The sequence below is a fragment of the Candidatus Pelagibacter sp. genome (assembly GCF_052049775.1).
In the GTDB taxonomy this organism is placed as follows: domain Bacteria; phylum Pseudomonadota; class Alphaproteobacteria; order Pelagibacterales; family Pelagibacteraceae; genus Pelagibacter.
Window position 1 is genome coordinate 1 of sequence record NZ_JBNGZH010000011.1, and the last position, 18104, is coordinate 18104.

26 protein-coding genes, 1 tRNA gene and 1 rRNA gene are annotated in these 18104 nt (G+C 29.7%); 11 read left to right on the forward strand and 17 right to left on the reverse strand.

Going from position 1 to position 18104, the window contains the following annotated elements; all coding sequences use genetic code 11:
* Positions 1–14: 14 nt before the first annotated feature.
* From ACTT83_RS02395 to ACTT83_RS02435, 9 genes are read right to left on the reverse strand one after another with little or no spacing between them, the layout of a single operon-like run.
* Complete coding sequence (locus ACTT83_RS02395) at positions 15–824, reverse strand: cell envelope biogenesis protein TolA (protein ID WP_440918586.1); 810 nt, start codon at positions 822–824, stop codon at positions 15–17.
* A gap of 3 nt (positions 825–827) precedes the next feature.
* Positions 828–1244 carry a protein TolR gene (gene tolR / locus ACTT83_RS02400; protein ID WP_440918587.1) on the reverse strand — a complete coding sequence of 139 codons (417 nt, stop codon included), beginning with the start codon at positions 1242–1244 and terminating at the stop codon, positions 828–830.
* A gap of 1 nt (position 1245) precedes the next feature.
* On the reverse strand, positions 1246–1920 hold the full coding sequence (gene tolQ, locus ACTT83_RS02405) for a protein TolQ (RefSeq protein ID WP_440918588.1): 675 nt from the start codon (positions 1918–1920) through the stop codon (positions 1246–1248).
* A 50-nt stretch (positions 1921–1970) separates the two neighbouring features.
* Entirely contained in the window at positions 1971–2465 is a 495-nt protein-coding gene (locus ACTT83_RS02410; RefSeq protein ID WP_440918589.1) for a crossover junction endodeoxyribonuclease, read from the reverse strand.
* Between the two features lie 3 nt (positions 2466–2468).
* Positions 2469–3191: a YebC/PmpR family DNA-binding transcriptional regulator gene (locus ACTT83_RS02415; RefSeq protein WP_440918590.1), complete on the reverse strand. Its 723-nt coding sequence runs from the start codon at positions 3189–3191 to the stop codon at positions 2469–2471.
* Positions 3192–3198: 7 nt separating this feature from the next.
* Complete coding sequence (locus ACTT83_RS02420) at positions 3199–4002, reverse strand: TIGR00282 family metallophosphoesterase (RefSeq protein ID WP_440918591.1); 804 nt, start codon at positions 4000–4002, stop codon at positions 3199–3201.
* Positions 3999–4541, reverse strand: coding sequence for a 5-formyltetrahydrofolate cyclo-ligase (locus tag ACTT83_RS02425; RefSeq protein WP_440918592.1), 543 nt, complete (start codon positions 4539–4541; stop codon positions 3999–4001). The genes ACTT83_RS02420 and ACTT83_RS02425 overlap by 4 nt, the downstream gene beginning before the upstream one ends.
* Before the next feature lie 7 nt (positions 4542–4548).
* Complete coding sequence (gene zapA, locus ACTT83_RS02430; RefSeq protein WP_440918593.1) at positions 4549–4995, reverse strand: cell division protein ZapA; 447 nt, start codon at positions 4993–4995, stop codon at positions 4549–4551.
* On the reverse strand, positions 4983–5306 hold the full coding sequence (locus ACTT83_RS02435; RefSeq protein WP_440918594.1) for a 5-formyltetrahydrofolate cyclo-ligase: 324 nt from the start codon (positions 5304–5306) through the stop codon (positions 4983–4985). Before ACTT83_RS02435 ends, zapA begins: the two co-directional genes overlap by 13 nt.
* Positions 5307–5361: 55 nt before the next feature.
* On the opposite strand from ACTT83_RS02435, the gene tkt reads away from it, so the two are divergent.
* The 11 genes from tkt (at position 5362) to ACTT83_RS02490 (ending at position 13566) form a co-directional block, all read left to right on the forward strand.
* The gene (gene tkt, locus ACTT83_RS02440; protein WP_440918595.1) at positions 5362–7293 is read left to right on the forward strand and encodes a transketolase; all 1932 of its coding nucleotides are present in this window, start codon (positions 5362–5364) and stop codon (positions 7291–7293) included.
* The gene (gap, locus tag ACTT83_RS02445) at positions 7290–8291 is read left to right on the forward strand and encodes a type I glyceraldehyde-3-phosphate dehydrogenase (RefSeq protein WP_440918596.1); all 1002 of its coding nucleotides are present in this window, start codon (positions 7290–7292) and stop codon (positions 8289–8291) included. Before tkt ends, gap begins: the two co-directional genes overlap by 4 nt.
* On the forward strand, positions 8291–9469 hold the full coding sequence (locus ACTT83_RS02450) for a phosphoglycerate kinase (RefSeq protein WP_440918597.1): 1179 nt from the start codon (positions 8291–8293) through the stop codon (positions 9467–9469). Before gap ends, ACTT83_RS02450 begins: the two co-directional genes overlap by 1 nt.
* 1 nt (position 9470) lies before the next feature.
* The gene (locus ACTT83_RS02455; protein WP_440918598.1) at positions 9471–10478 is read left to right on the forward strand and encodes a class I fructose-bisphosphate aldolase; all 1008 of its coding nucleotides are present in this window, start codon (positions 9471–9473) and stop codon (positions 10476–10478) included.
* Positions 10468–11082 (forward strand): thiamine phosphate synthase, encoded by a 615-nt coding sequence (thiE, locus tag ACTT83_RS02460; protein WP_440918599.1) that lies wholly within the window; start codon positions 10468–10470, stop codon positions 11080–11082. Before ACTT83_RS02455 ends, thiE begins: the two co-directional genes overlap by 11 nt.
* Positions 11079–11639, forward strand: a complete 561-nt coding sequence (gene efp / locus ACTT83_RS02465) for an elongation factor P (protein WP_440918600.1) — start codon at positions 11079–11081, stop codon at positions 11637–11639. The genes thiE and efp overlap by 4 nt, the downstream gene beginning before the upstream one ends.
* A 3-nt stretch (positions 11640–11642) precedes the next feature.
* Positions 11643–12380 (forward strand): inositol monophosphatase family protein, encoded by a 738-nt coding sequence (locus tag ACTT83_RS02470; protein ID WP_440918601.1) that lies wholly within the window; start codon positions 11643–11645, stop codon positions 12378–12380.
* A gap of 35 nt (positions 12381–12415) precedes the next feature.
* The gene (rpmE, locus tag ACTT83_RS02475) at positions 12416–12646 is read left to right on the forward strand and encodes a 50S ribosomal protein L31 (protein ID WP_440916007.1); all 231 of its coding nucleotides are present in this window, start codon (positions 12416–12418) and stop codon (positions 12644–12646) included.
* Positions 12646–13215, forward strand: coding sequence for a cell cycle transcriptional regulator TrcR (locus ACTT83_RS02480; RefSeq protein ID WP_440916006.1), 570 nt, complete (start codon positions 12646–12648; stop codon positions 13213–13215). Before rpmE ends, ACTT83_RS02480 begins: the two co-directional genes overlap by 1 nt.
* A 73-nt stretch (positions 13216–13288) precedes the next feature.
* Positions 13289–13483, forward strand: coding sequence for a 30S ribosomal protein S21 (gene rpsU, locus ACTT83_RS02485; RefSeq protein WP_075484443.1), 195 nt, complete (start codon positions 13289–13291; stop codon positions 13481–13483).
* 6 nt (positions 13484–13489) lie between these two features.
* Positions 13490–13566: transfer RNA gene (locus ACTT83_RS02490), tRNA-Met, on the forward strand.
* 6 nt (positions 13567–13572) lie between these two features.
* Here the strand turns inward: ACTT83_RS02490 and ACTT83_RS02495 are convergent.
* The 8 genes from ACTT83_RS02495 to ACTT83_RS02530 form a co-directional block, all read right to left on the reverse strand.
* Positions 13573–14271, reverse strand: coding sequence for a transaldolase family protein (locus tag ACTT83_RS02495; protein WP_440918602.1), 699 nt, complete (start codon positions 14269–14271; stop codon positions 13573–13575).
* A gap of 3 nt (positions 14272–14274) precedes the next feature.
* Positions 14275–15672, reverse strand: coding sequence for an NAD(P)(+) transhydrogenase (Re/Si-specific) subunit beta (locus ACTT83_RS02500; RefSeq protein ID WP_440918603.1), 1398 nt, complete (start codon positions 15670–15672; stop codon positions 14275–14277).
* Entirely contained in the window at positions 15669–15980 is a 312-nt protein-coding gene (locus ACTT83_RS02505; protein ID WP_440916003.1) for a proton-translocating transhydrogenase family protein, read from the reverse strand. Before ACTT83_RS02505 ends, ACTT83_RS02500 begins: the two co-directional genes overlap by 4 nt.
* Position 15981: 1 nt before the next feature.
* Positions 15982–17070, reverse strand: coding sequence for an NAD(P) transhydrogenase subunit alpha (locus ACTT83_RS02510; RefSeq protein ID WP_440918604.1), 1089 nt, complete (start codon positions 17068–17070; stop codon positions 15982–15984).
* Positions 17071–17079: 9 nt separating this feature from the next.
* A complete protein-coding gene (locus tag ACTT83_RS02515; protein ID WP_440916001.1) occupies positions 17080–17190 on the reverse strand; it encodes an aa3-type cytochrome c oxidase subunit IV in 111 nt (36 codons plus the stop codon).
* 5 nt (positions 17191–17195) lie between these two features.
* Positions 17196–17321, reverse strand: a complete 126-nt coding sequence (gene ykgO, locus ACTT83_RS02520; protein WP_075501769.1) for a type B 50S ribosomal protein L36 — start codon at positions 17319–17321, stop codon at positions 17196–17198.
* Positions 17322–17336: 15 nt separating this feature from the next.
* Positions 17337–17451 (reverse strand): 5S ribosomal RNA (rrf, locus tag ACTT83_RS02525).
* Between the two features lie 53 nt (positions 17452–17504).
* Positions 17505–18104, reverse strand: a 600-nt coding sequence (locus ACTT83_RS02530) for a glycosyltransferase family 2 protein (protein WP_440918605.1), incomplete at its 5' end; no start/stop codon positions are given.

Sequence of the window (18104 nt, forward strand, 5' to 3'; positions counted from 1 at the left end):
CTCATAAAAATATTCTACCCCTCTAACATTTCTCTTGCATCAAAATTTAGTTGTAATTCTTTCCATCTCTCATAACCAGTTGTCGGAACTCTTAAGGGCTGGCATAATTTTATTGCTCTTAAAGCACTTTCCGCTAAAACCTTATAAAAACCTTGACCAGGTTTATTCATTCTTGCATGATCCAAAATCTCTGACTCTTGAATTGTTCCATCTGGATTCAATTGAAGTTTAATTCTTACTAATAAATTCTCATTATAAGGCAGACCCAAGGGAATACTCCAACAGCCAAAAATTTGAGCTTTTAACGCGTCCTCTTCGCTTAAAGATAAACCTGCATTTTCAACATTCTTCTTTTGATCTTGCGTAATTTTGTTATTTTTTTTTATTGCTTCAGCGCTTTCAACTTTAGATTTATCAATTAATGCTGCAATATTATTTGGATCAAATAACTCTTTTTTTTCAAATTCTGAAACTTGCTTAACCTCATTATCAATTTTTTCCGGATTTTGTTTATCCTCTTTTATTTTCTCAGCTTTCTTAGGCTTATCATCTGGCATTGGAACTGCATCTGGTTTAATTTTTTTTACTTTTTTTGGAGGAGCCTGTTCAGATACCAACTTTTTTTCTTTCTCTTTAATTTTTTCAATAATTTTTTTTGCCTTTGGTGCATATGGAATATTGGTTTTATCTGTGATCTGTATTAATTCTACAGATACTATAGGAGGAAGATCAATTGGTTTTTTAGCTAAGAATGGTAAACTAAAAGCTGTAATCATTATTAACGCTAGATGTGATACAGAAGATATAATTATACTTCTATTCACTTCTTACCTTTCTTTATATGGTTCAGATATAAGTGCTACTTTGGTGAAACCAGACCCAGAGAGTAAGCCCATAATTTCCAATACTCTTCCATAATTAATTGTTTTATCACCCCTTACATAAATTCTTGTATCAGTTCTATTTTTTGAAACCGCTAAGACTTTTGCTATTATTTTTTCATATTCAACTTTTGACTCTTGAATATAAATTTCACCTTTAGAGTTTATTGTCAAAGTCAGTGGTTCAGCTTCCTCAGGAAGAGAGTCGGCAGAACTTTCTGGTAAATCAACCTGAACTCCTACAGTTAACAAAGGGGCAGTAACCATAAAAATAATTAAAAGCACTAACATTACATCCACAAATGGTGTTACATTTATTTCACTCATTGGTTCTTTTGATGAACGATTAAATTTAAAAGCCATTTTAGATAATCGTTAAAAATCTTTTTGAGAAATTTTCTAATTTTTGGGAATACTTTATTGAGTCATTATTAAATTTATTATATGCAACAACCGCAGGTATTGCTGCTAGTAGACCTAACGCAGTTGCGAATAGTGCTTCAGCTATTCCAGGTGCAACAATTGCCAAACTCGTATTTCTTGAAATTGCTATAGATTGAAAAGAGTTCATAATTCCCCAAACTGTTCCAAATAGGCCTATGAATGGAGCTGTTGATCCAACTGTTGCTAAAAAAGTAAAACCTTTAGTGATTTTTGATATTTGTTTTTCAATACCCGTCTCTAACATTGTGGTCATTCTATTGTTTAAGTCTGTTCTAGATTTTCTCTTCAATAAATTTTGCATCGCATCTTTAAAAATTAAAGCCATTGGATCTTGAACGTTTGCTGGTAGATTATTATAAAAAGTTTCTGCAGATTTAGAATTCCAAAACTTTGCTTCAAACTCTTCGGTAGATTGATTAATTTTTTTAAACAATCTATATTTTTCAATAATTACTGCCCATGAATATATAGAACAAGCGATTAGCATTATGATAACTGACTTAACAATTATGTCAGCTCTAATAAATAAATTTATTAAAGAAAAATCAGCACTTGAGGCTAGCCCAACTGCTTGAGACGTGATATCAGCTTCCATATCGTCTTCTCACACTTAAATGTGTCATGATTTTGTCTGAATATTAAAAGCTATTCGTCAATTTTGTAAGTTTCATGATAAAAACTTGCTATCAAAATTGCATCAGCTTTATTTGAGTCTTTCTTTCTTGATAATTGAGATGAAAAATAAGGAAATATTTCTATTGCTCTTGTCCTGCTGGCATCTTTCTCAGAATTTAAAAGATTAAAATATTTTTTCCATTTTGCGGGCCTTACAAAGTACATGGGTAGTTGCATCGCGGTACAAATACCCTTTAAAATTCCAAACGATTGTCCAAAATTAAACATACTAGTAACACCTTGACCAGGCATTGCAGAAACGTGTTCAATCACAACTCTAATTTGATTTTTTTCAAATTGTTTAATTCTTTTGCTAATTTCATTATAAACTTGCGAGCCATTTACTTGTTTTTTATTTTTTTTCCCATCTGTCATTATAGGCATTTCAATTACGTTTAGGATTTTTCCATTATCTAAAAAACAAATTGAACCAGAAATTCCAGGATCTATACCTATTATTAACATAATTTAATTTACAAATTCAGCATTAGAATAAACATTTTGTACATCATCATTGTCTTCAAGTAATTCAAAGAAATTTACTAAATCTCCATTTTTTTCTTTAGAAATTTTTACACTATTAAGTGGCACCCATTCAATTTCTGTTGAGATAAAATTAGTAATTTCTTTTTCTAATTCTTTTTTAACATTATAAATTTCACTTACAGGACATTGTATTTCGTGAAAATCATCTTCCGATTTACATTCATCAGCTCCAGCATTGGTGGCTAGCTCAAAAATTTGATCATCAGAAACCTCTTTTTTATCGATCTTTATTATTCCTAATTGATTAAAATTATGAGAAGCAGAACCTTGGGTTCCTAGATTGCCACCTGCTTTTTGAAAAATTGTTCTAATACTGGACGCTGTTCTATTTTTATTATCTGTTAATGCTTCTATTATTACTGCTACTTTTTCTGGTCCAAAGCCTTCATATCTTAAATTTTCAAAATTTGACTCAGTACTAACTGAAGATTTATCAATCGCTCTTTCTATATTTTCTTTGGGCATATTTGCTGATCTTGCAGCTTGTATCGCAGATCTTAATCTTGAATTCATTGCTGGATCTTTATCCCCAAGTTTTGCTGCAACAGTAATTTCTTTCGACAACTTAGAAAAAATTTTAGATCTTTGCTTATCAGCTTTACCTTTTTTATGTTTTATTCCTGCCCAATGAGAATGCCCTGCCATAAACTAATTAAGTATTTTTTAACTGACCTCCAAAAATATAGCTTTCAATTTTATTTGCTAAACCAGTTTTTATATCACAATCAACAATCACTCCACTTAAAGTAGCATCACCAGTAGCCGGATAATGTTTTGTTGACTCCTTTTTCATAAATCTATTTAAAGAATTATCTTTATTCATTCCAATAACTGAGTCATAATCACCACACATACCTGCATCTGTTTGATAAGCTGTCCCATTTTTCAAAATTCTCGCATCATTTGTTGGAATGTGTGTATGTGTTCCAACTACTAGAGTAGCTTTACCATCAAAAAAATATCCTATCGCATTTTTTTCACTAGTAATTTCTCCATGAAAGTCAACAACTAGAAAATCATAATCCTTTTTTAGTTTGTGCTCTTTTAAAAATTTTTCTGAAATCTCAAATACGTCATCACATTTTTTCATAAAAACGTTTCCCATTAAATTTAAAACTCCAATTTTTATATTTTTTTCATTTTGAAAAACTTCAAATCCTTTGCCTGGTGCTGGCTCAAATAAATTTTTTGGGCGAAGTAACCTATTTTCATTATCAATAAATTTCATAATATCTTTTTGATCCCAAACATGATTACCAGTGGTAATAACGTCAACACCACATTTAAAAAAATCCTCACAGATTTCTTTTGTTAATCCAACTCCTGCCTCAGCTGCATTTTCTGCATTGACTATTACAAAATCAATTTTATTCAATTCTTTTTGGCTTAAAAGATTATTCAATATTTTTGAACAACCAGAGTTTCCTACCACATCTCCTAAAAATAAAATTCTCATATAAAATTTTTATCTGTTACAATAAAATCCAGTTTCATATCATACTTGTTAGCTGGTATTTTTTTTACTTTTTGAAAAGAATAAGCTAACCCAATTAATATAATTTTTTTGTTTTTTTTTAGCTTTTTAATATACCTATCGTAATAACCACCTCCGTAACCTATTCTATTTAAATGATTATCAAAAGCTACAAGTGGCACCAAAAGAATACTTGGATAGACAATTTGATCTGATGTAGGTTCAGGTATTCCATATTTATTAATTGATAGAGGCTCTTTTGTTGACCAGTATAAAAAATCCATTTGATTATTTTTTTTAATTTTTGGTAATGATATTTGATAACCAAGTTTTTCAAGTTTATTTAGAATTTTAATTGGATCAACTTCATGATTATATGGATAATAACCACCAATTATTTTTTTATTTACTTTTTCTTTTTTTAAAATTTTCAGAATATGACTTAATTTTATTAGTAAATTTTTATTGTTATTTAGTTTTCTGGCTTTTAATAATTTTTTTCTGATTTCAGATTTATTCACTAGAATTTTACTTAGAAATATTTTCTAAATTTGCTTTTTCAACAAAACTTGAAATTTCATCAGCAGCCTCGTCTATTAACTTCTCGTAACTCCTTTGATTTATTTCAATTTCATTTTTTAATTTAAGGTGTTCTTTATTAAGTGAGTTTATTTCCAGCTCTTTCTTGTCTCTGTACTCATAAATTAAAGATTTAAGCTCTTTAAATTTATTTGAAAGATCTCTCAACTCATTCTTTTTTTGATCTACTTTTTTTTTAGTTTCATAATATTCATCCATTACTTTAACAGCTGTAATTAATAGAAGTTTATTCTCTCCAAGATTGCCAAGATCGTTTTTAAGATTATTAAATTTCTGATTGATTTGAATTAATAATTCTTCAAGATGCTCTTCCTGGCCGTCCTCACAAGACAATAAAAATTCTTTTCCGTTAAACTTAATACTTACGTTTGCCATTTATCTATTTCATCTAATAAAATATCTGTTTCTTGATTTAATTCATCAATTTTTTCAGAAAACTCAATTTGTCTTTTTTGTTCAGCTTTTTCTTGATTTTGTAATTCGTCTAATTTTTTACTTAAATTATTATAATCATTAATTAAACTTTTATATTTTTCTTCTATTTCTTGCTTTTCAATTTCTAATTGATTTTTTTGACTACTTAAATTCTCTATATTTTTTTTAACGTCAGGGTTTTTTAAGTTTAAATTTTTTAATTTTGCTAATGCTAAATTTAGTTTTTTTTCTTTTTCGATCACAGAATTCATATATATATGATTATATTATTAAATAGAATCTTCTTAGTCTAGGCAGGATAATTACTTGAGTAAACTTTATAAAGAATTAGCGAATTGTATCAGATTTTTGTCTATAGATGCTATCCAAAAAGCTAATTCTGGGCATCCAGGTATGCCTATGGGAATGGCTGATGTTGCAACTGTTCTTTTTAAAGATTTCTTAAACTTTAATCCTAAAAATCCAAATTGGATTAATAGAGATAGATTTGTTCTGTCAGCAGGTCATGGGTCAATGCTACTTTACTCACTTCTCTATCTGACGGGTTATAAAAGTATTTCTTTAAGAGAAATTAAAAAATTTAGACAACTAAATTCAATATGTGCGGGACACCCCGAGTATCATCCAAGCACTGGCATTGAAACTACAACAGGTCCTTTAGGACAGGGAATTTCTAATGCAGTTGGTTTTGCAATCTCAGAAGAAATTTTAAAAAAGAGATTGGGAAAAAAAATTATCAATCATAAAACTTACGTTTTAGCGGGTGATGGCTGCTTGATGGAGGGAATAAGTCATGAAGCTTTGAGTCTTGCTGGACACCTTAAACTTAAAAACCTGATATTACTTTTTGATAACAATTCAATTTCGATAGATGGTCCAACTAGCTTAGCAGTATCTGATGATCATGAAAAAAGGTTCAAAAGCTATGGCTGGAATTATTTAAAAATTAATGGACATAATTTTAAAGAAATAACAAAGGCTCTTCAAAAAGCACAAAAATCAAAAAAACCTATAGCAATCTCTTGTAAAACAACGATTGGATACGGATCCCCTAATAAAGGTGGTAAAGCCTCATCTCATGGCAGTCCATTAGGTGAAGATGAAATAAGATTGGTCAGAAAAAAATTGAACTGGCCACATAATACTTTTGAAATTCCAAAAAACTTAATGGATCAATGGAGATTAATTGGTAAAAAGGCATCAATTAAAGCTAATAAGAACAAAAAAAAATTTTCAATAAAATTTAATAAAAATACTATCAATGCAGAAATAGACAAAGCAAAATCAGACTACTTAAAAAAATTACAACCAATAGCTACTAGAAAATGTTCAGAAAAATTTTTGGAAATTGCATCCAAACTTCCAAACTTAATTGGTGGATCAGCAGATTTAGCAGGATCCAATAATACTAAAACCAAAAATCATAAAATTATTAAATCAAATGATTTTTCCGGAAATTATATCCATTTTGGAGTAAGAGAACATGCGATGTGTGGTATTATGAATGGTATCTCACTTCATAGTGAGCTTGTTCCTTATGGTGGAACTTTTTTAATATTTAGTGATTATTGTAAACCATCAATAAGACTAGCGGCTATGATGAAACAAAAAGTTATTTATGTTTTTACGCATGACTCAATTGGTCTTGGAGAAGATGGACCAACCCATCAACCAATAGAACAATTGACAAGTTTACGTTCAATACCAAATTTGAATATCTTTAGACCTTCTGACTTAATAGAAACTTTTGAGTGTTGGCAATTGGCGTTAAATAGCAAAAGTTCTCCAAGCGTAATAGCCCTTACAAGACAAAGCTTAAATCCAGTTCGTACAAAAAAATCATCAAAAAATTTGTCTTTAGCTGGCGCTTATGAAGTTTTAAGAACGAGTAATAGAATAAGTGCAACTATTATAGCAACAGGATCCGAAACTAGTCTCGCAATAGACGTTAGTCATAAATTAGCCACAGATGGCATTTACTCAAAAGTAATATCAATGCCTTGCCAGGAATTATTTGATCAACAAAATGAAGTCTACAAAAATAAAATTTTAAATGAAACTAAGCTTGTAATTTCTATAGAGGCCTCTGAAACTGGTTATTGGAAAAAATATACAGGCAGCCAAGGACTTAATTTTGGAATTGATGATTTTGGAAAAAGTGCGCCTTATAAAGATATATATAATCACTTTGGATTAAACTCAGAAATTATAGTAAAAAAAATTAAAAAAAAATTATGACAGTCAAAGTTGGAATAAATGGAATGGGTAGAATCGGAAGAATGATTGTTCGATCAATTATCGAGAATAAAAATAAAAATATAGAAATTAAATACATTAATAATAGAACTAATTCTGAAACATGTTCATCTCTATTAAAATATGACTCTATTCACGGAAAATTTAATGCACAAATAGATTTTGATGAAAACCACATTATTATCAACAAAAATAAAATTTTATTTGGGCAAGAAACAGATTTAAACAATATTAATTGGAATAAATATGGAGTGGATTATGTTTTAGAGTGTACAGGAAAATTTAACTCAAAAGAAAAATTACTAACACATATCAATAATGGTGCGAAAAGAGTTATTGTCTCTGCTCCGTGTAAAGATGCTGACAAAACTATTGTTTATGGAGTAAATGAGACTGAATTAAAAAAAGAGGATAAGATTATATCTGCTGCTTCTTGCACAACAAATTGTCTTGCCCCTGTGGCTCATGTTTTAAACGAAAATTTCGAAATTGAAAAAGGGTTTATGACTACAATTCACTCCTTTACAGGTGATCAAAGAATATTAGATAATTCTCATAAAGATCTAAGAAGAGCTAGATCAGCAAGCCAGTCTATTGTGCCAACCTCAACAGGTGCATCAAAAACAATTGGTGAGATTATACCTTCGCTTAAAGGCAAATTAGAAGGTGTAGCTATGAGAGTCCCTACACCCAATGTTTCATTAATTGAATTCATCTTTTGTACAAAAAAAGACATTACTATTGATAAGATTAATTTAGCATTTCAAAATTTTAGCAAAAAAAATAAAATTCTTGAAACTACAAAAGAAAAACTTGTTTCAATCGACTTTAATCACAATCCTGCTTCTTCAATAGTAGACGAAGGTTTAACAAAAGTGGTGAGTAAAAATATGGGTAAAATTTCAGCCTGGTACGATAACGAATGGGGTTTCTCAAATAGAATGTGTGATATTGCAGAATATCTTCACAAGAATTCTTAATGAACAATATTAAAGATCATGACAATCTTAATAGTAAGAGAGTTTTATTAAGATTAGACCTAAACGTTCCTTTGAAAAATGGTGAAATTGTTGATGAAACTAGAATAATTAAAATTATACCTGTTCTCGATTTTTTAATAAAAAGAAATTCAAAAATTTTAATTATTTCTCATGTCGGACGTCCGAGAGGCAGATTTAATAAAGATCTCTCCCTTAAACCAATTTGTGATTACTTAGAAAAAAAGATAAAAACTAGAGTCAACTTTATAAGTGAGGACATTTTAAAAATCAAAAGAGATGATTTATTTAAAGAGCCTGAGGAGAAAGTTATCTTTTTTGAAAACATAAGATTTTACGCACAAGAAGAAAAGAATGAGTTAAATTTTTCAAAACACCTAGCTAGTTTTGCAGATTTGTTCGTAAATGATGCCTTTTCTTGCTCACATAGAACACATGCTTCAATTTGTAAAATTACAGAATTTCTGCCATCATTTGCTGGATTACAATTTGAGACTGAAGTAAATGCTTTAAGAAAAGTTACTATTGAAATCAAAAAACCAATTACTTGTATTATTGGTGGATCAAAAATTTCTACAAAAATAGATATAATCAAAAACTTAGTACCTAAATTAAACAACATAATCTTTGTAGGAGGTATGGCTAATAATATTCTGAGCTTCAAAGGTAGTAGAATTGGAAAATCAATTAGTGAAGAAAATTGTGAAAGTATAATAAAAGAAATTTTTGAAATTTCAAAAAATACACTCTGTAAAATTACTTATCCAGAAGATGTCTTGATAGGTAAAAGTGTAGATGACGATGCTCAGATAAAAGATCTTAAAGACATAGCAGATGATGATTTAATCTTAGACGTGGGACCTAAAGCACTAAAAAGAATTAAAAATATAATTGAAAATAGCAAAACAGTTCTTTGGAATGGTCCTGCTGGTTATTTTGAAAATCCAAATTTTGCTAAAGGTAGCATTGAGATTGCAAAAACAATTATTAAAAAAAATAAAGATAATTCAATTTATTCTGTAGTTGGTGGAGGGGATACTGTGGCAGTTGTTAATCAATTAAATGCAATTAAAGATTTTAATTTTGTTTCAACTGCTGGTGGTGCTTTTTTAGAATATCTTGAAGGAAAAGAGCTTCCTGGTATAAAAGCCCTGAATTAAAATGTCAGAACTAAATAAAACAGCATTAAAAATTTTAGAGAACGGTAAAGGAATTTTAGCTGCAGATGAAAGCACTACAACAATGACTAAAAGATTGGACAGTGTAAATGTCTCCTCAACCCCAGAAAATAGATTGTTGTTCAGAGAAACACTTTTTAGCTCATCCTCAATGAAAGATTGTATTGGAGGTGTAATTCTTTACGATGAAACAATTAAACAAATATCGTCAAAAAAAAATACAATTCCAGAATTAATATCAGATACAGGCTCATTACCAGGTATCAAAGTAGACACAGGGGCAAAAATTTTAGCTGGTTCTCCAGATGAAAAAATTACTGAGGGTCTTGATGGATTAAGGGAAAGATTAAAAGAATATTACAAATTAGGTGCGAAATTTACCAAGTGGAGAGGTGTTTATAATATAACTAAAAATTATCCAAGCAAACTATCAATACACTCTAATGCACATGCATTAGCGAGATATTCTGCTTTAGTTCAAGAGTGCAACATGGTTCCAATAGTTGAGCCTGAGGTTTTAATGGATGGCGATCATTCTGCTAAAGAGTGTTTAGAAAAAACTTCTGAAGTTATAAAAAAATGCTTTGAGGAACTAATAACACATAAAGTAGATTTGAAGGGAATTATACTCAAACCAAATATGATTTTAGCAGGAAACAGATCTAAAGAAAAAATTACCAATGAAGAAGTGGCAAAATTAACTTTAGAATGTTTAAAATCCTCAGTGCCCTCTGAAGTACCAGGTATAGCTTTCCTATCTGGAGGTCAGTCTGAAATTGAGTCGACAGAGAACTTAAATTTAATTAACAAACACAATAATACCAACTTTGTAATGAGCTATTCTTACGGGAGGGCCCTTCAACAAGGTGCATTAAAGTATTGGTCACAAGATATTAAGGATATTGAGGGTACTCAGCAGATTTTTAACCACCGAGCCAAAATGAATACATTGGCTGCCCAAGGAAAATGGTCAAAAGATCTTGAGATATAATAAAAAAAGATTTATTTACCTAATATCCCCACCTAAAATTGAAAAAAATTTTTTTAAAAATTTGAATGAAGTATTAAAACAAAAAAAAACAAGTTTTTTTCAACTACGACTTAAAAAAAATAGTTTCAAAAAAAAATTAATAATTGGACGTAAAATTCAGAAGATATGTAAAAAATTTAAGGTAAAATTTATAATTAACGATGACGTGTATCTTGCAAAAAAATTAAATGCCGATGGATGCCATCTTGGTCAAAGTGATATGAAAATTAGAGAGGCAAGAAAATTAATTGGGAATAAAATAATCGGAATTACATGTCATAATTCAATTAAACTCGCAAAATCAGCAATTAAAAGTAAAGCTGACTATTTAGCTTTTGGAGCTTTTAATTCATCTAAAACAAAAAAAGTTAAATATAAAGCATCCATAAGTTTACTTAAAGAAGCTCAAAAGATTACAAATACCCCAATTGTTGTAATCGGTGGTATTAACTTTAATAATTATAAAAATCTTTTGTTGAATAAGGCAAACTTTTTAGCTATTTCAGGCTACATTTGGAAAAATAAAAAACTTAAACCAAAGAACGCTATTAAAAAATTAATATGAAAATTAATGCAGGTGAAATTAGAGTGGGCATGTTGCTAGAATATAAAAATGATTTGTGGCAGGTACTGAAAACACAACATGTTAAACCTGGAAAAGGTGGAGCATTTGCACAAGTGGAGATGAAAAGTATTAACAAAAATACCAAACTTAATGAAAGATTCAGATCTAGTGAAACAATTGAAAAAGCCTCATTAGAAGAAACTAATTTTTCATTTTCATATGAGGACCAAGAAAAGTACTTTTTCATGAATCCAAAAAATTTTGAACAAACAGAAATTCAAAAAAGTCTAATAGGTGAAAAAGGGAAATTATTGACTGAAAATCTTGAGGTAACAATAAGTTTTTATAATGATAACCCAATTTTTGTAAATTTACCAAACCAAGTAACTTGTAAAATTGAAACTACAGATGCTGCATTAAAAGGCCAAACTGTTTCATCATCTTATAAACCTGCAGTTTTAGACAATGGTTTAAGTATTCAGGTACCACCATTTATTGAAGCGGGAGATAATGTTGTCATAGATACCAGAAATTTAGAATACATCAAAAAAATTTAATTTATGAATTCAATATCTGCAAATCTCAATGTGATGATAAAGGCATGCGAAAAAGCATCTAAAATTTTAATAAGAGATTTTGGTGAATTAGAGAAGTTACAAGTATCCAAAAAAGGACCAAGGGACTTTGTAACTAATTCAGATGTTAAAGCAGAAAAAATAATTATAGAGGAGCTTAAAAAAGCAAGACCAAACTATTCAATTATTAGTGAAGAGAATGGTGTTGAAAAAAATAAAGATACTACTAACTCATGGATAATTGATCCTATTGATGGAACATTAAATTTTTTACATGGAATACCACATTTTGCAATATCCATCGCTTTGAAATCAAACGATGAGATTATAAGTGGATTGATTTTTGATCCAATTAAAGATGAAATGTTTTATGCTGAAAAGAATAATGGAGCTTTTTTTAATAATCAACGAATAAGAGTCTCGAAAAAAAATAATTTGGATGAATGTTTATTTGCAGTTGGAAAATTAAAGAGCGAACCAAGCTTTACTTATAGAAGATCCGGATGTGCAGCGCTTGATATTGCATATGTGGCATCTGGAAGACTAGATGGATACGCACAAAGTAACTTAAATTTATGGGACATAGCCGCAGGTATAGTTTTGATTAAAGAAGCTGGTGGAATGATTAATGATATTGATCTTAATAATATTAAAAATGTAAAAGTTTTAGCTACATCAGTAGAAATTAACACGAAATTTACTGAAAAACTGGGCAACTTTTAATTGTTTTAAAAATTTCTTTTGTTATAAGTCTCGTGATGAAAAAAAAAATACACCCTAATTACCATTCTATAAAAGTTGAAATGACAGATGGTTCACAGTTTGAAACAAGATCTACTTGGGGCGCTGAGGGAGATGTTCTAAAATTAGAAATTGATCCTAAATCACATTCTGCTTGGACGGGTGGAAAACAAAAATTATTAGACAAAGGTCGAATAAGTAAATTTAACAAAAAATTCCAAAATTTTAGATCAGAAAATAAAAGTTAATGACAAATGCTCCCTTAATGCCTATGGCAACGGCTGTATGGCTAGTAGAAAACACGACACTCACTTTTAAACAAATAGCTGATTTTTGTAATTTGCATGAAGTGGAAGTCCAGGGCATAGCTGATGGCGAAGTTGCCAAAGGAATTAAAGCTTATAATCCAATAATCTCAGGACAACTTTCAAGAGAGGAAATTGAATTATCCTCAAAAGATCAATCAAGGCCGCTAGAAATAAAAAATACTGACATTCAAATATCGAATTCAGAAAAAAAAATTAAAAAATACGTTCCCCTATCAAAAAGACAAGACAAACCAGACTCTGCACTCTGGCTAATTAAAAATCATGTTATTCTAAAAGACTCACAAATTGCTAAGCTTGTGGGGGTTACTAAAAATTCTGTTACTTCGATAAGAAATAAAAGTTATTGGAATTATAATAATTTGAATCCAAAAGACCCTGTTGCTTTAAATTTATTTACTCAAAAAGATTTAATTCAAGCATTAGAAAAAGCTGAAAGACGAATTAAAAGAGAAAAAAAAGAGAAAGAAAAACAAAAACAATCAATATAATCCTTTATCATGAATAAATTTAATGGACATAAAAATATAAAAATGTTAACTACACTTTTTTTTGGAGGTATTTATTAAAATAGAAGTTAAAGATAATAATGTAGAACAAGCTCTAAGAGTTTTAAAAAGAAAACTTCAGAGAGATGGTTTTTTTAAAGTGATAAAGTTAAAAAATACATATGAAAAACCTTCTGAAAAGAAAAAAAGAATTCTTCAAGAAAATATTAAGAGAGTTAAAAAACTTAATAAACTAAAAAACAGAATTTAAGTATATCGCGGGGTGGAGCAGTCTGGTAGCTCGTCAGGCTCATAACCTGAAGGTCGGCGGTTCAAATCCGTCCCCCGCAACCAATACTACTAAAGTTTAAATTTAGATTTTTTACTATCAATCAAAAAATTCTTAACTGTCTCTTGAGTTAATTGATCAAAAGATTTTCCAAATTTTTGTATTTTTTCAATGATCGATGGTGGTATAGTTATTATGTGACAACCTAGTTGTTTTGCTTGAATAAAATTATAAGGTTCTCTTACACTTGCCCATAAAATTTGAACATTTTTAAAACTTTTCGCAATTCTTATACTTTTTATAAATTCAGGCACAGGATCTTTGCCAGTATCTGCTGCTCTTCCAGCAAAAATAGAGATAATCACTTTTGTTTTTTTGTTAATCACTTTTAAAATATTTGCTGTTTGTTTAGCTGTATAAACAGCTGTTATATTAAGTTTGATATTTCTTCCATTCAATTCTTTAATAACTTTACCAGTGAATTTTTTTTTAGAATTTATAACAGGAACTTTTACATATACATTTTTACCCCACTTATTTATCTTAACGCCTTGTTCAATCATTAATTTTGGATTATCAGCAAAAACCTCAAATGAAATTGGTTTTTTATTACAAACTTTGAGTATTTGTTTTGAATAAGATTTATAATCTTTAGCTCCTGCTTTTCGCATCAGGCTTGGGTTTGTAGTAAACCCTTTCACAAATTTATTTCTATTAAACTTTTTAATATTTTCTAAATCAGCAATATCACAAAAAACTTTTATATTCATGAACTATAAATTTTTTGTAATATCTTCTGTCATTTTCTTTGCATCAGCAAAAAGCATAAGTGTATTCTCTTTATAGAAAAGATCATTGTCAATGCCTGCATATCCAGGTGAAAGACTTCTTTTGACAAATAAAACAGATTTACATTTTTCAACGTCTAATACCGGCATTCCATAAATTGGACTTTGTGGATCAGTTTTTGCAATAGGATTAGTCACATCATTTGCACCAATTACAAAGGCAACATCTGCATTTGCAAAATCATTATTAATTTCTTCTAATTCAAAAACTTCATCGTAAGGTACATTTGCCTCAGCCAATAATACGTTCATATGACCTGGCATTCTACCTGCAACAGGATGAATAGCATAAGAAACTTTAATATCGTTTTTTTTTAAAGTATCAACCATCTCTCTTAATGCGTGTTGTGCTTGAGCAACTGCCATACCATAACCAGGAACGATTATAACTGATGAGGCATTCTTCATCAAAAATGCAGCATCATCTGCATTTCCACTTTTAACTGGTCTCTGTTCTTTAGATGAACTACTTGACTTTTCATCAGTTGCACCAAAGCCGCCCAAAATTACATTAAAGAATGAGCGATTCATTCCTTTGCACATTATATAAGATAATATGGCTCCAGATGATCCTACCAGAGCACCTGTAATTATTAATGCTGTATTTTCTAAAGTAAAACCTATGCCTGCAGCTGCCCAACCAGAGTAAGAATTAAGCATAGAAATCACCACCGGCATATCTGCTCCACCAATTGGTATTATTAGAAGAAAACCAATCAAAAATGAGACAGCTAATAATATCCAAAATAAATTTGATGATTGTGTTGAACATAATAAATAAATTAGAGCAATTATAGAAGTTAAGATTATAGCGTTTAAAGGGTGCTGACCTTTAAATGTGATTGGTGATCCTGACATAATTCCTTGTAATTTTAAAAAAGCAATTACTGAACCTGAAAATGTGATAGCTCCAACTGCTGCTCCAATTGACATCTCAATTAAACTACCAAGCTTTATGTTTCCTGGCATTCCTAGATTAAATGCCTCTGGATTTAAAAAAGCAGAAATTGCTACAAATACTGCTGCAAGGCCAACTAAACTATGAAATCCTGCAACTAACTCTGGCATCGCAGTCATTGGTATCTTATAAGCAATAAAAGCTCCAATTGAACCTCCAGCTAAAATAAATATTAAAACATAGACAAATCCGCTTGAAAAATTACCTATAGATAAAAAAGTAACAGTTACAGCTATTATCATTCCAAGAATACCAAAAAAGTTACCTTGTCTTGATGTTTCTGGAGAAGACAGACCTCTCAAAGCTAAAATAAAAAGCACACCAGAAATTAGGTAAAAAACTGCTGATAAGTTCGCTGATATCATTTTTTATCCTTTTTCTTTTTTTTGTACATTGCAAGCATTCTTTGAGTTACTAAAAAACCACCAAAAATATTTATTGCTGCCAATGCAATAGCTAAAAAACCAAAAATACTAGAAGTATTAAACACGCTATCTGAATTACCAGATAATCCTGCTATAATAGCCCCAACAATTATTACAGATGAAATTGCGTTAGTTACAGACATTAAAGGTGTGTGTAATGATGGAGTAACACTCCAAACAACATAATATCCAACAAATATTGAAAGGATAAATATACTAAGCCTGAATATTAAAGGATCAATTTCCATATTATTTAATAAGTGTTTTTTCTATTATTTCGTCTTCTAAATTAATATTTAGTTTTTTATTTTCTTTATCAAATAAGTTTTCAATGAAATTAAACATATTTTTTGCATATAAGCTAGAAGCGGACATAGGTAGTTTATTTAAAATATTACTTTCACCCATAATTTTTACTCCATTCTTTTCAATAATTTCATCTGCTTTTGTAAATGCAGTGTTACCACCTTGTATAGCAGCTAAATCATAAATAACAGACCCAGCTTGCATATTATTAATCATATCCCCTTTAATAATGACTGGAGCTTTTTTTCCAGGAATTAACGCAGTACAAATTACTATATCAATTTTTTTTAGAGTTTCAGAGAGTAATTCCTCTTGTTTTTTTTTAAAATCATCAGAGGCCTCTTTTGCGTAACCACCCTCAGTTTCTAAATTTTCAGAACCCTCAACTGTTAAAAATTTTCCACCTAAACTTTCAACTTGTTCTTTTGACGCCATCCTTACATCCGTGGCAAAGACAATTCCACCCATTCTTTTTGCTGTAGCTATTGCTTGTAATCCGGCAACACCAGCTCCAACAACTAAAATTTTTGCTGCTGGAATTGTACCAGCGGCTGTCATCATCATGGGTATGGCTTTCTTAAAATTAGCAAATGACTCAATAACTGCCTTATATCCTGCTAAGTTGGCTTGTGAAGATAAAATATCCATAGACTGAGCTCTAGTTATCCTTGGTAATAATTCTAAAGAAAAAAGTTTTATCTTTTTTTTTGTAAGCTCGTCTAACTTTTTTTTGTTATCGTATGGATTTAGTACTCCAATTAAAGTTTGGTCCTCTTTTAACAATGAGAATTTATCATCAGACAATAGTCCTAATTGAACAACAATATTTGAGAGATTTATAACTTCTTTTTCATCATCACAAAATTTAACACCTAAATTTACGTATTCTTCATCAGAAATTCCTAAATGTGCTCCATAATTTTTTGGTAAATATATTTCTAGTCCAATAGATTTATACTTTTTTGCAATCTCAGGGGTAATTGAAATTCTTTTTTCGGTTTTTTGATTTTCTAAGACTGATCCAATTTTCATTTGAAAGTTTTATAGTAAGAACAACGCCATTAATATCAATACTGTCACTACCGCGACAGTTCCCCACAACACAAATTTGGTAAAATTATTCCAAGTTTTTTTATGGTTTTCATTATCCATAAAAATTATTTTTGTCTTGCTTTGAATTTGGGATTGGTTTTATTTATTATATAAACTCTTCCTCTACGTCTTACGAGTTTAGAATTTAAATCTCTTTTTTTTATCGATTTTAGTGAACTTTTTATTTTCATAGTTTAAAGAGTTTAGCCTGGCAAAGTCCTACTCTTCCATGTCTTAAGACAAAGTACCATCGGCGCTGAAAAGCTTGACTTCCGAGTTCGGAATGGGATCGGGTATTACCTCTTCGCTATAATCACCAGGCGAGGTATTTATACCTAAAGAAACATTTTAGTCAAAGATAAATTAAGAAATATCTAGCCTATTAAAGAATATAAAATTATTGTTTTTAGCGCGATAAATGCGTCTTTCAATCCAATTTTTTTTCCTTCATCATATGATCTACCATTATAAGTTATTGGAACTTCAAAGAACTTAAATTTTTTTTTTGATAATTTTATAGTCACTTCGGGTTCAAATGAAAAAGTTTTTTCTTTAAGTGATATACTTTTTAAAGCTGAGGATTTGAAGACCTTATAACCAGTTTCCATATCAGTTAAATTCAAATTAGTAAAAAGGTTACAAATAAAAGTTAAAATTTTATTAGCTAAATAATGCCAAAAAAAATGTACACGAGAGTATTTTCCTCCACCCAAAAATCTTGAACCATAAACAACATCAGCATTAGCCTCAAAAAAAGGGGTTAGTAATTTATCATAATCTGAAGGATCATATTCTAAATCTGCATCTTGAATTATGACAATATCTCCAGTTAGATTCTTAAGTGCTGTTTGAATAGCTGCTCCTTTACCTAAATTTTTATCATGAAAATAAATAACTATTTTATTATCGTTACCTAATTTTTTTAAAATTTGAATTGTTCCATCCTTAGAGCAATCATCAACTATTAATATCTC

Coding starts and splice junctions, on each gene's coding strand:
- tolR (WP_440918587.1), bottom strand. CDS start 1,244: ATGGCTTTTAAATTTAATCGTTCATCAAAAGAACCAATGAGTGAAATA.
- tolQ (WP_440918588.1), bottom strand. CDS start 1,920: ATGGAAGCTGATATCACGTCTCAAGCAGTTGGGCTAGCCTCAAGTGCT.
- ACTT83_RS02410 (WP_440918589.1), bottom strand. CDS start 2,465: ATGTTAATAATAGGTATAGATCCTGGAATTTCTGGTTCAATTTGTTTT.
- ACTT83_RS02415 (WP_440918590.1), bottom strand. CDS start 3,191: ATGGCAGGGCATTCTCATTGGGCAGGAATAAAACATAAAAAAGGTAAA.
- ACTT83_RS02420 (WP_440918591.1), bottom strand. CDS start 4,002: ATGAGAATTTTATTTTTAGGAGATGTGGTAGGAAACTCTGGTTGTTCA.
- zapA (WP_440918593.1), bottom strand. CDS start 4,995: ATGGCAAACGTAAGTATTAAGTTTAACGGAAAAGAATTTTTATTGTCT.
- ACTT83_RS02435 (WP_440918594.1), bottom strand. CDS start 5,306: ATGAATTCTGTGATCGAAAAAGAAAAAAAACTAAATTTAGCATTAGCA.
- gap (WP_440918596.1), top strand. CDS start 7,290: ATGACAGTCAAAGTTGGAATAAATGGAATGGGTAGAATCGGAAGAATG.
- ACTT83_RS02450 (WP_440918597.1), top strand. CDS start 8,291: ATGAACAATATTAAAGATCATGACAATCTTAATAGTAAGAGAGTTTTA.
- ACTT83_RS02455 (WP_440918598.1), top strand. CDS start 9,471: ATGTCAGAACTAAATAAAACAGCATTAAAAATTTTAGAGAACGGTAAA.
- efp (WP_440918600.1), top strand. CDS start 11,079: ATGAAAATTAATGCAGGTGAAATTAGAGTGGGCATGTTGCTAGAATAT.
- ACTT83_RS02470 (WP_440918601.1), top strand. CDS start 11,643: ATGAATTCAATATCTGCAAATCTCAATGTGATGATAAAGGCATGCGAA.
- rpmE (WP_440916007.1), top strand. CDS start 12,416: ATGAAAAAAAAAATACACCCTAATTACCATTCTATAAAAGTTGAAATG.
- ACTT83_RS02480 (WP_440916006.1), top strand. CDS start 12,646: ATGACAAATGCTCCCTTAATGCCTATGGCAACGGCTGTATGGCTAGTA.
- ACTT83_RS02495 (WP_440918602.1), bottom strand. CDS start 14,271: ATGAATATAAAAGTTTTTTGTGATATTGCTGATTTAGAAAATATTAAA.
- ACTT83_RS02500 (WP_440918603.1), bottom strand. CDS start 15,672: ATGATATCAGCGAACTTATCAGCAGTTTTTTACCTAATTTCTGGTGTG.
- ACTT83_RS02505 (WP_440916003.1), bottom strand. CDS start 15,980: ATGGAAATTGATCCTTTAATATTCAGGCTTAGTATATTTATCCTTTCA.
- ACTT83_RS02510 (WP_440918604.1), bottom strand. CDS start 17,070: ATGAAAATTGGATCAGTCTTAGAAAATCAAAAAACCGAAAAAAGAATT.
- ACTT83_RS02515 (WP_440916001.1), bottom strand. CDS start 17,190: ATGGATAATGAAAACCATAAAAAAACTTGGAATAATTTTACCAAATTT.
- ykgO (WP_075501769.1), bottom strand. CDS start 17,321: ATGAAAATAAAAAGTTCACTAAAATCGATAAAAAAAAGAGATTTAAAT.